Annotated in this window: 10 protein-coding genes; 4 read left to right on the forward strand and 6 right to left on the reverse strand. The window is 43.4% G+C overall.

What is annotated here, in order from left to right:
- Window positions 1-104: 104 nt before the first annotated feature.
- The 5 genes from AC23P2_RS28580 to AC23P2_RS28600 are packed head-to-tail and all read right to left on the reverse strand — an operon-like array spanning window position 105 to window position 6,803.
- Window positions 105-1,784: a hypothetical protein gene (locus AC23P2_RS28580; protein WP_487776365.1), complete on the reverse strand. Its 1,680-nt coding sequence runs from the start codon at window positions 1,782-1,784 to the stop codon at window positions 105-107.
- A 47-nt stretch (window positions 1,785-1,831) separates the two neighbouring features.
- Entirely contained in the window at window positions 1,832-3,808 is a 1,977-nt protein-coding gene (locus AC23P2_RS28585; RefSeq protein ID WP_487776388.1) for an NAD-dependent epimerase/dehydratase family protein, read from the reverse strand.
- A gap of 30 nt (window positions 3,809-3,838) precedes the next feature.
- Window positions 3,839-4,210, reverse strand: coding sequence for a hypothetical protein (locus tag AC23P2_RS28590; protein WP_487776366.1), 372 nt, complete (start codon window positions 4,208-4,210; stop codon window positions 3,839-3,841).
- Complete coding sequence (locus AC23P2_RS28595; protein WP_487776367.1) at window positions 4,207-5,025, reverse strand: transketolase; 819 nt, start codon at window positions 5,023-5,025, stop codon at window positions 4,207-4,209. Before AC23P2_RS28595 ends, AC23P2_RS28590 begins: the two co-directional genes overlap by 4 nt.
- The gene (locus tag AC23P2_RS28600; protein ID WP_487776368.1) at window positions 5,025-6,803 is read right to left on the reverse strand and encodes a glycosyltransferase family 39 protein; all 1,779 of its coding nucleotides are present in this window, start codon (window positions 6,801-6,803) and stop codon (window positions 5,025-5,027) included. The genes AC23P2_RS28595 and AC23P2_RS28600 overlap by 1 nt, the downstream gene beginning before the upstream one ends.
- 104 nt (window positions 6,804-6,907) lie before the next feature.
- Here AC23P2_RS28600 and AC23P2_RS28605 point away from each other — a divergent pair, with 104 nt between their 5' ends.
- From AC23P2_RS28605 to AC23P2_RS28620, 4 genes are all read left to right on the forward strand, one after another.
- The gene (locus tag AC23P2_RS28605; RefSeq protein ID WP_487776369.1) at window positions 6,908-8,329 is read left to right on the forward strand and encodes a DUF4153 domain-containing protein; all 1,422 of its coding nucleotides are present in this window, start codon (window positions 6,908-6,910) and stop codon (window positions 8,327-8,329) included.
- A 96-nt stretch (window positions 8,330-8,425) separates the two neighbouring features.
- Window positions 8,426-10,165, forward strand: coding sequence for a GMC family oxidoreductase (locus AC23P2_RS28610; protein WP_487776370.1), 1,740 nt, complete (start codon window positions 8,426-8,428; stop codon window positions 10,163-10,165).
- Entirely contained in the window at window positions 10,162-10,791 is a 630-nt protein-coding gene (locus AC23P2_RS28615; protein ID WP_487776371.1) for a gluconate 2-dehydrogenase subunit 3 family protein, read from the forward strand. Before AC23P2_RS28610 ends, AC23P2_RS28615 begins: the two co-directional genes overlap by 4 nt.
- Window positions 10,792-10,879: 88 nt before the next feature.
- Window positions 10,880-12,355 (forward strand): T9SS type B sorting domain-containing protein, encoded by a 1,476-nt coding sequence (locus AC23P2_RS28620; RefSeq protein WP_487776372.1) that lies wholly within the window; start codon window positions 10,880-10,882, stop codon window positions 12,353-12,355.
- Here the strand turns inward: AC23P2_RS28620 and lpxK are convergent.
- Entirely contained in the window at window positions 12,324-13,379 is a 1,056-nt protein-coding gene (lpxK, locus tag AC23P2_RS28625) for a tetraacyldisaccharide 4'-kinase (protein WP_487776373.1), read from the reverse strand. The two genes, AC23P2_RS28620 and lpxK, sit on opposite strands and share 32 nt — an antisense overlap.
- Between the last annotated feature and the right edge of the window lie 46 nt (window positions 13,380-13,425).

Here is a 13,425-nt window from a genome sequence, read left to right on the forward strand (position 1 = left end):
TCCCGTGAAAGAACACAGGAATCTCAGAAAACTTACCACAAAATAAGCGAAATTCGGAAGGTTACCCAAATACGCAGAAGTGAATTCGTAGGGATAGTATTACTTTATTGGTCAAAATACGAAGCTTGCCAGTAATAGGAAAGCTCATTTTGAGCGTTTACACGGGCGTAGCCTATTTGGTATTTACCTTTGGGAAAATGTGCGTAGGTAATAAAGGTGTTAAAATTTCCGTAATAGTACGGATTACCCATCAGGACCAACCGAAAACTTCGATGGTCATAATGCGATGCTTCCAAATATATTTTGTTGGTAGATAAGTTTTTAAATACAAAATAATAATCGTTTTGATGGCCGATGGATGATAAGTCATCGGCAAAGCCTTTGAGATGAAGCTCTTTCGCTTGTGGCTCTAATTTGATTTCTAAACCTTGGGTTGAATCAGAGACGGGTAAGACTTTGAAAGCTGAAGGAGGGACTTCGTAAGTCTTGACTTTTTTTGCTTCATTTAGTACCAACTTCGAGGCACCTTCCCAATAGGCTGTATCGCGATAAATAAACCATTCGCTATTTTGTTGCCAGTTGAACTGACCAGCAGTGAAGTTGCGTTTGTAAAAATCAAAAATGTTGTAAAAACTAAAATATGAAAGAACCGCAAAGAAAAGAGTCAACGAAGTAACTACAAGGAAGCCTCGTTGCTTAGATTGCAGCCACGGAATAAGATACATGTACGAGACAACCAGCACCACAACCGAATGAACCCGATAGCGATTGATGTGCATAAGAATGTCGTCACGGTGCACACGAGCGGTGGTTAATAATAAACCAGTGAGGATAATAAAAGTCAAAACTCCAACAATGAAAATCCGATAACGACTAAGTGTTTTATCTGTATCGGGTGATTTATGGAGAAAAGATACAAGTACTTTGTATAGCAAAAATAGATAAAGGCAAGTAATCAAAATCCCCGCTATAATAGACCAATAATCATCAGAAGCGAGGTTTTTTGGCCATTGTTCGCTCCAGTTAAGCGCCGAACCTGTAAACACAAAGAAGTTAATAATAACGTACAAAGGGTGTTCGAGAAGATGGGAAAGTGGGTTGTTGCGGCTTTGGTAATGGACGTAATTAGAAAAATAGAAGCCCATTATGAGTGCAATAGCGCCTACCCAAAAAGCGGTATCTTTCCATCTTTTTTGCAGACAAAGCAGCATGAGTCCTACTCCCCAAATAAGCATTCCGTTGCCAAAGGTATAAGTACAAAGAAGGGCGCCCAGGATGGCCAACCCCAAATTAACAGGCTTAGAAGTAGAAAGCCAGTGAATGGTCAGAATGGCAAAAAACGCTACGGAATTGTAGGCCAGCGTAGCCGCAGGCCACAGTACACCATCGAACGAATAAGAAGGTTGAAATATAATAAGGGCAGCAGGAAGTAGGAAATGGACGGGTAGATTGGCACCACGTAATTGTCGGTAAACAATATAAAGTATCCCTGCCAAAGAAAGATTTCCAATGAGGATAATTAGATAAAAAGAAACGCTACCCGTGAGTAAATACTGCCCCAAAACGACAAAGCGCGTATAAAACAACCTGTGTTCAACAAACTGAGCCGTTAACAGACTCCATTTGTCGTAGAGTGTATGGGCATTGGTAAGGTAATTCGTCAAGAAGTGGAGAATCAAATCAAAGTCATCCCCTTGAGGAAGATTCACGGCGAAATACCCTATAAACAGACAAAATAAAACGATAATGGCTACCAGTGATAGCCATAGAAAAAGAGGTTTCATAACACGGTATTATTTTGACTAGTAATGAGTTACTTGACGAGATACGTTTACTTCTTACGCTGTTTCACTAATGTCATTATCTCCTCAGAAGTACGAAACGTCTTAGACCCTTTTTGGATTTTGGTACGAATAAATTTAGGTCTCTTCTTCGTTTCCTCAAAAATCTTGCTGATGTATTCTCCTAAAAATGAAATTCCTAAGAGCGTCAATCCTCCGAAAAGTACAATCAAAATAATGACTGTCGTGAACCCTTGTGGGGTGTCAGGAGCAAAGAAATATTTGGCTAAAATCTGATAGAAAATCCCAAGAATAGACAAGCCCGTAAGCATAAAACCAGCGTAACTCATAAGTTCGAGCGGAGCAAAACTAAACGAGAATATTGCTTTCTTAGCCCACCAAATGTTTTTCCGCCAGTTGTTGGTACTTACTCCAAACATTCGCTCAGGACGAACGTAGTCAACCCCCGTTTGCTTAAATCCAACCCAAGCGCGTAAGCCGCGTAAAAACTGTTCCGTTTCGGGCAGTGCTACGATTTCTTTGACAACCTTACGGTCTATCATCGAGAAGTCGCCCGCATCGCGCGGGATAGGAACGTAGCTTAGGTTTTGGAATATTTTGTAAAATGTTTTGTAGAAAAAATGAATGTGGGGCTTCATTTCTCGCTGCACGCGCACGCCATAAACGACATCGAAACCTGTGCTCCATTTGTCATAAAACTGAGGGATAATCTCAGGGGGGTCTTGTAAATCACCGTCCATCAGCACTACCGCGTCGCCCGTTGAAATTTCCATACCACTCAAAAAGGCAGATTGCGAACCAAAATTCCGAGAGTGGGTTATCCCAATCACATTCGGGTCGCGCTGGCAAATGGCATTGATGACTTCTTCTTGATTGTCGGGTGAAGCATCGTTGACAAAGATGATTTCGTAACGAACCTTCATCTGGTTGAACGTTTTTACCAAGCGGTCATACATAAACGGAATCGCTTGGGCATCTTTATAGCACGCAATAATGGCCGTAATGACGGGGTTTAGCTTGGGGTTTTGGAAAGCAGGAAGTACATTTTCTTCGTATTTACTTTCCACCTGCCAGTCGCGGTATTTGGTCAAGCCTTCACTGAGTGGTGTGTGTGCTTTCCAGCCCAAATCGCGCTCGGCAGCGGTAGGGTCGCCGTACCATTCGGCTAAGTCCCACCCGCGATTAGGCATACTCCCCCAAACGGGTGCATCGGTCAGTTGAAAAGCCGCGCGTGTCGTATCGACCAACTCACGCATGGTCGTTTTTTGACCCGTTCCGATATTGTATGAATTTCCTGAAATCGACGAGTTGACTTTCAACGCAGCGTCAATAAAAGCCTCAACGCAATCGTCCACATAGACAAAATCGCGGCTAATGTCGGGTGAAACGAGCGGAGGATATTTGTCTTTACGAGCTTCTTCAATTAAGCGCGGAATTAAGCGGTCAGGCTCTTCCCAGGCACCATAAATGGAATAAAGGCGTAAATTGAGTGCTTTCCGTTGATGAACTTTTGCGTAAAATTCAATCAAATACGCTGCTGATACTTTCGAAACAGCATAATGACTATTGGGTTTTACGGGGTCACTTTCTTTAGGGGCTGAGCAGTTGAAACCATACTCAGAGCTACTCCCTGCGTGAATATAGACGGTTTCATCGGTACATTTTTCGAGAATATTTACCGTTCCGATGACGTTAGTCTCGTAAATGAGATTGACATTTTTTTGTTTACTGTAAGCTCCGTACGCGGCAAGGTTGAAAATGGTACGCGGCTTGTATTTGTCAAAAATCTCTTCTACCGAATGGTCAGATAAAATATCGCAGTGAACGATGTTTTCAAACGGTACATTCAAAAGCTTTAAGCGCCAAGCTTTGGTGGCATCGTGGGTGAGTGCATACACATCCTGACGCACGCTATAAATGTCTTTGAACAAGTTGGCTCCGATGAAACCACTCGCCCCAAATACAAAAATGGGGCCTTTGAGCTGTTGTATTTTGTCTTTGTACACCAAAACGGTATTAGTTTTTATTATAAAGCACTAATTACGATTTTGAAGAATCGTAATAATTGTGTCTAGCTTCGTTTCTACGTTTTCGAGCCTGTTCTCTACATTTTCGAGCCTGTTCTCTACATTGTCAAAGCGCTTTTCTAGGGTTTCAAAACGGGCTTTAAGTTCGACTAACTGTACTTCAAACTCGCTCTGTTTGCGCAGTAGGAACTGTATATCATCGCTATTTTGCTGGATTCCTCTCAGGCATAGTTTAACAGCTTCTTCTAGGCGTTTGATCTGCAAAGATAACCGCTCAAGTTTAGCTGAATGCTCTTCTAAAATCGCCGTATGTTCGTCTTGCTTGATGGCAAATTCGGCAATCAAAAGTTCTAATTGGTCAAGGCGCTCGCGTTCAGTCATGACAATAAATAGGTTTGTTGTACGTCTGAGACGGCAGTAGCGTACAACTCGTCACTCATGGGCAAATAGTGCCATTCCATACGGTTTTCCATGTACGAAACCCCTTTACCTTTAATGGTATGCGCAATAATTACTTTTGGTATCCCATTTTTGCGGGTTTTAAGCGCTGCAATTTGTTCGATTAACTCAGCAGGATTATGTCCGTTGATTTCGACCACGTCAAAACCAATCGCGCGCCATTTAACCGCATCGGCCGAATCTCCCAAAATTTCGTTGGTATAACCAAATCCCTGAAGACCGTTGCGGTCAATCAGCACAATTAAGTTATCTAACCCTTTTTGGATGGCATAATGCGCTGCCTCCCAAGTGGTTCCTTCGTTGGTTTCTCCGTCCGACATCAAAACGAAAGAAATGCCGTCGTTGTCGGATAATTTATTAGCTTGCGCAATGCCTGTCGCAATCGGAAGTCCGTGGCCTAGGGAGCCCGTTGCAAACGGAATGCCTGCGTGTTTGTTAGGGGCAGGGTGGGCGGGGAGGGTAGTCCCGTCTTGATAAAAAGTATCTAAGATTTCGTCCGAAATTTCACCCAAATGATTCAGCGTCACGTACAAAGCCGCAGCCGCGTGGCCTTTGGACAAAATAAAAGAATCTTGCGGACGCTTGTGATGAACCAACGACCCAATGAGCAAGTCAATACAACTCAACGAGCACCCGATGTGGCCCGCATTGGCTTTTTTGTATAGACCCAACACCTTCAAACGAAGTTCGCCGCTGAGTTTTAAATAATCTGTTGCGAGAGCTTGTGTTTCGACCATTAGTATCGTTTTCCTTTCAAGTCAATGAGTTCAATTAGCTGCCCGTCAGCTTTCTTCAATCGTATTTTGTTCACGTTGACGGTATCCAACTTTTGCACAAAGATACGGTCTTTTGGTAGATACAGGTTAAAATATTGCGCATCTACCACCGAATAAGGCAAATAAGTGCGGTCCATTGGGTTATCAAAATGCGCCATGGGTGCGGGCAAAAATACCGTATCTCCCTTCTGATAGAGCACTTTTGCTTGTTGGGCAGCCGCATAATGAGGGTTTGGCTCGCGAGGTGTGTTTCGGTAGTTATATTTTATTGAACGGTCGGCGTAAATCGTTTGAAGTGTCTGTATTACAAAATACAATTGAATCCCCAAAATGGCAGAGACAACCCATTTAATCGTCGTTTTTGATTCCCACAGTTGCCAAAGTACTATACTGGCTAAAATAGTCACGTAAGGGAAGGAAAAACCCGAATAGCGCTGCATCAGGCCATAGGTATGACCGCTTCTGACGGCATTAAAAATCAAAAATGCGGTAGGTACAATCCCAATAATGACCAAAAACCAAAGGTAGTTTTTTGAGAAATTTTTTGCTCGCGAAATCAACGTTTGAACGGCCAAATAGGTCATAAACAAAGCCATTGATAGCGTCCAAAAACCCAAAGTATAGCTCTTGTATAAAGCTGCACTTGCTCCAAGAATGACCACTGAGGCAATGACCAACCATTGAGCCAGCGGGTGTTTTTTCTGCGAAAAATGATAAGTAACCATTAGCAATACACCGATAAGCGTTGCTAATATCATGTTCTTTTTGCCTGCCAAATGTTCCGTCAATCCATTGGTAAACACCCATAAGTCGCTAAACATTGGGATACTTTTTTGGACTACGTTACCAAAAGTAGCAGGAAGAATAATACCGTATGGGTTATTATACGGTCGGTTGAGCGCACATTCTAAATAAACTTTGGTCTGGTGATTAAGGCTAAAAAGCGTGTTTTGACCACCGCCATAAACGAGCCACCACGCTAAAGTGGCAACGGCAAATGCCCCTGAAAAACTGAATGCAATCCAGCTTTTAAGTTTGCGAACGCAGCAAAGCACGTATAAACCGTGCGCAAGCAACACCGACGCAACTAGAAAATGAGAATACAGTCCCAGAAAGGCCGTGATTGCGTAACCAGCATACCATTTCAACGAGGGCTTGTTGGTGTTGTCGGCTTCCAAGGCACGGAGAAATAAGTAGGAAGCCAATAAAGTAAGAAAAAACGTGAGGGAATAATTGCGCGCTTGCTGGCTGTAAGCCACAAAAAAAGGCTCAATAGCCGCCAATGCAGCGGCAGTAAAGGCCAAACGCTCTGATTGAAAAAAGCGACGGGTAAAAATAAACAATAACCAAACTGTCAGGACGCTAAACAGCACGGACATCATTCGGGCTGAGAAATCCGAAATGCCGAAAACCTTCATCCAATGATGAAGCAGGAAATAATAAAACGGGCTATTGCCAATATCGCTGCGCGTCATGGCTTCGTAGTAGTCGGGAATTTTTTTCTCGCGCCAAAACTCTTCGTTGGTAAAGACCAATTTCCCTTTGTCAAAAACATCTTTTTGATTGGCTCCGTCAAGCACAATCCCTTGACTCACTACCATGGTTGATTTTTCATCAAAGAAAATACCGTGCGCATCGAGATGATAAAGCCGTAGGCCAAGTGCCACTGCAAGAATGGCAAGCAGCAAAAAAGGGCTATAACTACTAGAAGAGGTAGAATGTCGTTGATAGAATGTCATATTTGATAAATAGGCGCACAAATTTACTGAAAAAGATTTGGAACGAATGCTTTTGAATTATTTACTTTGTATTTCAAAGTACTTTTACTTTAAAAAACGAAGCTATGAAAAAAACGATTGTAAACTGGGGAATAGCAATTTTCCTTTTCACCTACCTATTTTATGAGCAAATTCAGGGGTATAATACCATTGTATTTTCGGCAACTTTGGTTGGATTAGTGGCTCATACGCACCCTGCATTGCGTGCTCAAAGACAGTGGCAAAAAAGTGTCTTGGTACAACTGATATTGGCTTTTGCCGTGGCTTGGCATGGTCTAGGATGGGCAAGCTTCATGTATATATGCTCATTATTGGTGTTTATTGGGTTTACGATGGCTCCCCAAAGTACAGTAATTGGGGCATGGCTCAATGGGTTTTTGAGTGCGATGGTGGTTAGTTTTTTTGATAATTTTTCAAAAATTAAATCGGGAATTGCTTCTCTTTTTCAACCTCTATGGCGACACCAACGTCAACAAAAGCCTTCGCTCTATTTAATGCCGTTTGCTGTTACAACCGTTTTTTATGGACTTTACTGCTGGGCCAATCCTGATTTTTGGCTAGACTTAGCGTGGCTAGACGTCAAGATTGATGTTTGGCTCGTTGGGTTTGTTTTGCTCGGAGGCGTTGTGCTGTGTCCCTTATTTTTTGTAGGAAGTGGAAAATTACCCTTTACAGAAACCCCTTACCACGAAAATTTAACAAGAATCAAAAAACGTACGGCTAAAACAAAGGCGGGGACGATTGCGCTCAAGTACGAATATCGGCAGGCAGTGATTCTCTTTTTTATGCTCAATACGCTTATTACTATTTTTCTTCTGTTTAGTATGGCGCAATTGTTGCTACCAGCGTTACAGACGACCAAAGGCTTTTCTGAACAAGTACATGAAGGTTTTAATGCGTTGTTGATAAGCATAGCTTCGGCGATAGTGTTGATTGTGTATTTCTTTCGCGGAAATCAAAACTTTTACGCAAACAACCGTCGCTTGTTACAGCTGGCTTTTGTATGGATTGCCCTCAACGCGGCTTTGGGGGCATTTACGTGTTATAAAAATACGCTGTACGTAATGGCCTTTGGGATAACGTTCAAACGGATTTGGGTATATATTGCCCTTTTATTGACATTGGGTGGCTTAATATTGACGTATTATAAAATAAAGAAGGTAAAATCGACTGCGTTTTTGGTGCGTCAAACCATGTGGTTGGTTTATACCACAATTTCATGCTACCTACTCGTAGATTGGAGTAGATTGATTACTTGGTACAATTTTACGTATGCCGAACGCCTTGACATGAGCTATATTCAGCAACTAGACGTTACTCGCTTGCCGTTTTTACAAACAAAAATTGAACAAAATGACCCGCGTTTGGTAATGTATAAACAGGCAATCGAAGAGGAGATTAAAACGCGAAAACGATGGAATTCGACGGTATTAGACTGGCAATCGAGGACTTTAGACGGGGATTGGCTCAGAAAAACATTGAAATAATGTTAGTCTTCCTTTGATTATTTACAGTATTTGGATAAGTGTTGATGCTTTTTCATATTTGACAAAAATTTTAAAAACCCAATCGTTTCTATCAGTATGAGTTTTCAAATCAAAGAACAACCCACTGTTTATGACGTCTGTATCGTGGGTTCAGGCGCGGGTGGAGGTATGGCTGCAAAGGTATTGGCGGAATCGGGCGCAAAAGTGGCTTTGCTAGAAGCGGGGCCTTGGTATGACCCAGCGGATCCTAAATACATTACTCAGCTGAAAAATCCGTGGGAATCGCCTCGCCGTGGCGCCAGTAATCATCGCCCATTTGGTGATTTTGATGCTGCTTGGGGAGGTTGGGAGCTTGAAGGTGAGCCATATACACGCAAAAGCGGTACCCAATTCGACTGGTTTCGTTCGCGGATGCTCGGAGGACGTACCAACCACTGGGGACGTATCTCGCTTCGTTTTGGACCACTAGACTTTAAACGCAAAGATGTAGATGGCTTAGGCGATAACTGGCCAATCGGTTATGATGATGTGAAGCCTTATTATGATAAAGTGGACCGTCTTGTGGGAGTTTTTGGGAGTGTAGAAAATTTTCCAAATGAGCCAGATGGTATTTTCTTGCCACCGCCAAAACCTCGTTTGCACGAGTTGTTTTTGAAACAGGCGGGTAAAAAAATAAACATTCCCGTGATTCCGTCGCGCTTGTCGATTTTGACAAAACCCATCAACAACGAGCGTGGTCAATGTTTCTACTGTTCACAGTGTAGCCGTGGCTGCCAAGCGTATGCCGACTTTTCGTCGTCTTCAGTTTTGGTAAAACCTGCCGTGAAAACAGGAAATGTAACGGTATTTACCAACGCCATGGCGCGTGAAGTAATCACCAACCAAGAAGGTGTCGCAACGGGGGTATCTTACGTTGACAAGCAGAACTTACAAGAATATACAGTACGTGCCAAAATCGTTGTACTAGCAGCTAGTGCCTGTGAATCAGCGCGTTTGTTGATGAACTCAAAATCGTCGCGTCACACAAAAGGCTTGGGTAACTCAAGTGGCATTCTGGGAAAATACCTACACGATTCAACAGGAGCAGGCCGCAGTGCGTTCTTGCCTCATTTGGTGGATAGAAAGCGTTATAACGAAGACGGCGTAGGTGGTATGCACGTTTATACGCCTTGGTGGCTGAACGATAAGAAATTAGACTTCCCGCGTGGATACCACATCGAGTACGGTGGTGGTATGGGAATGCCAGGCTATGGTTTTGGCTTTGGAATGGAAAACACCAACGGAAAATACCCAGGCAAAGACGGAAATAAAAAACCTGCGGGTGGCTATGGTTTGTCATTGAAAGAAGACTATCGCCATTTCTACGGTGCTAACTTCGGTATGGCAGGACGCGGAGAGGCGATTGCCCGTGAGGATAACTACTGCGAAATCGACCCGAACATGGTGGATAAGTACGGTATTCCAGTACTTCGATTCAACTACAAGTGGTCGGAGCACGAAATCAAGCAAGCCAAACACATGCAAGATACCTTCGAAGAAATCATCACCGCGATGGGAGGTATTCCAACAGGCCCCAAACCAGGTCCCGAATCGAATTATGGTTTGGCAGCCCCTGGTCGTATCATTCACGAAGTAGGAACAACCCGTATGGGAGATGATCCAGCGAAGTCAGTAACGAACCGTTATAGTCAGTTGCATGACTCGCGCAACGTATTCGTTGTGGATGCAGGTACGTTTGTATCGCAAGCGGATAAAAACCCAACTTGGACAATTCTTGCATTGTCGATGCGGGCTTCTGAATACATTATTGACCAACGTAAAAAAGCAAACATATGAAACGCAGAGACACGTTAAAAGCGATTTCCCTCGGGACAATTACGGCGACGGTTGTAGGTACAGAAGCAAAGGCCGATGTTCCCAAAAAGCCCGTAGCGCCCCTTTCATTGTCTGATTTTAAAAATGGTAAAAGTGCAGCCGAGCGCGCTCGCGATGCTAAGATTGCGGCAGATATCTTTTTTACGCCCCATGAAAAGCAAACCATCAGTGTGTTGGCCAATTATATCATTCCTGCCGACGGGCAGCACGGTGGTGCATTAGAAGCCAAAGTGCCTGATTTTATTGAATTCATTGTCAAAGATATGCCTCAACACCAAACGCCAATGCGAGGTGGGTTGAGCTGGTTAGATACCCAATGTTTGAAGCAGTTTGGAAAGAAGTTTGTGACATGTACCAAAAGTGAACAAACCAAAATGTTAGACCAAATCGCATATCCCGAACAGGCCAAGCCAGAAATGAGCCAGGGAGTATCATTCTTTAATCTGATGCGTAACCTAACGGCTACGGGTTATTTTACGACGCAAATTGGATTCAATTACTTAGGCTATGTAGGTAACCGCCCGAATGCTTGGGATGGAGTTCCTGCGGATGTATTGAAGCAATATGGCTTGAGTTACGACTCTTAGATAATTCTTGCATACTTTTGTATTTTTCAATAGCGGGCACAATTTTTGTCCCGCTATTGTGTTATTTTTACGGAATAGACTCAAAAAAATGCAAATTTTGGGAAATAACTACCGTAAAACTCATTCTCTTCTTCGCTTGCTTATACCTTCCAAATGGGGCATTTTGTGTTTGGTTGGGTGGTATTTGGGGCTTGGCAGTACGGCTATTTCTGCCCAACAATTACCCGATAACCAATGCGATAATGTGCTCGGAGTAGGAAGTGGTGACTTCTCTATTTCTAGCGAAATAGGCTGCGCTCCCTTCACAGTTAAGGTGCAAAATACCCAAGCTGGCTCAATCAAAAGCCGTTATATCTACGACTACAAAGGGGGAAATCCGAACGCAGCTTCTTACAAACAAGATACCACAAGAAACTTTACCTATACCAAAGCGGGTGTCTATACCATCATGCAACTTTCCGAAAGCGCACAAGGACAAGCGCTTCGAGCTTGTCGGCAGATTACGATACAAGACGTAACTCCGCCCGATTTTAAGGTAGTCCCTTGTGAAAATGGCAAAGTCACCTTGACCATTACCAACCAAACTGCTGCGCCTTATGATGAATACGTGATTGAGTGGGGAGATGGAAATATCGCCATTATCAATCGGCTTAATCTAACGATTGACTATCAATACCCCGATGTCACCTCTAAACAAATAACGGTGCAAGGACGTAGCCTCCGAAGCTTGTGTGGTGGAAAAAGTAGCAAAGTGGTTGTGCTAGAAATTGGGGCGAAATTGGCAAAACTAGATACCCTCGAAATTTTGGATGCTACCACGGCGGAAATAAGGGTTTCAAATCCCAATGCGATTGAGTTGGAACTGTTTCGGCAAGAAGGCGCTGGTACGTTTGTAACAACAGGTACGGTCTTTCGAGCCGATGGAGAAAAGGCCAAAGTATTGGTGGACACGACCAAAATCTTCTGTTACAGAGTAAAGCCTCGTGCGAGTTGCATTGCGTCCTTGGAATCAAACGTGTTGTGCGTCAACTTCCTTAAAGTTGCACCTACGCTAGAAGCCAACATTGTGAGTGTTTCTCCTTACCGACGCCCTACTGAAGTGTCAAAAATGACGCTGGTTCGCAATGGGACTATCTGGTGGAATCCATCCATTACGGAGTTGTACCGAGAAGATAATTCAGGAGATTGTAACAAACAGAGCTGTTATCGCTTGCAAATCGATACGCGCAGTGGCACCATACTGTCCAACAAAGTGTGCGTAGATGCGCCGCCCGTGTTGTGTGTTTCTTTGGCCAATGTATTTATTCCAGACGCTTTTTCGCCCAATGGGGATGGCGTTAATGATCTTTTTGAAATCAAAGCCGACCCTACAACTGATGTTCAAGTGACTGTATATGACCGTTGGGGAACGCCCATTTTTCAAAGTACGGCCAACCAACATTTTTGGAACGGTAGCATTAACGGGCAGCCGCTTCCCGTGGGGCTATATACTTATGTGGTGAAGGTAACCGACAAGGTAGGGCGAACGTTTGTTAAGCGTGGGCCTGTGTCGCTATTTCGTTAATAATAAATTGGTCAAACTTACCATCAAAAAACGCCACTTGAATGGGCCAATAATAAAAGTGACTGCGTGGCAAGTCCAATTCTTCTAAAAGTGGCTTTAGTTTTACCCAATCTTTTTCGGTCGTCAAAATGGGGTGATTACCACTAACAGTAACCCATTTTTTTACTTCTTCTTTCGTAAAATCATGGTGATCCCCCACGGCACTATGCCCTGCAACTTTAAATTTATTTCGAGCCGCTTCTTCAAACAATTTGGGCTGGGCTATCCCCGAAATGAGCCATAATGTAGCCTCTGTGGAGAGAGGCTTTTGGGCGTCAAAATAAGGCACGGGGGGGCCATACTCGAAATACGAGAAAAATATAGGCGTGTGAGGGAGGGTATATTGTTGGATTTTTTTCTCAATTTGTTCACGGTCGTGCGGCGTAAGTGTAGGAGGGCATTTGGTAACAATCACGCCTTGGGCGCGTTTGGCCCCTTGCCTACTTTCGCGTAACAATCCAAGTGGAAGCACATGGTCTTGGTAAAAGAGGCGACGATAGTCGGTCAATAAAAGGGAAAGATGGGGCTTGACGGCACGGTGCTGGTAGGCGTCGTCGAGCAAAACAAGTTGAGGACAAGGCGATAATTGGGCTATTTTTTGTAGTCCTTCTGCTCTTTTTTCGGCAACAAATACGGGAACATTGGTGCCAAATTTTTTAAAGAGTTGAAGTGGTTCATCGCCAATTTCGGCAGCGGATGAGGAAATTTTAGCCTGTAAAAATCCTTTACTTTTACGACCATAACCACGGCTCAGTGTAGCGAGTGTATATCTGTTAGCGAGTAATCGGAGTAGGTATTCGATGTGGGGCGTTTTGCCAGTTCCACCTATGGTAAGGTTTCCGATACTGATGGTATAGATTGTAGATTGGTATATAGAACGAAATCCTGCGTCGAATATCGCATTACGAACTGAGGTGATAAATTGATACAGCAAACTAAAAGGCCACGTTAGCCACCGTAAACCGCTTGGTAAGATTCTTAACATTTTCTTAAACTGACTTTGGCAAAGTAAGGTATTTTTATCTAAATTG

Source organism: Runella sp. R0.1_18, from assembly GCF_057652155.1.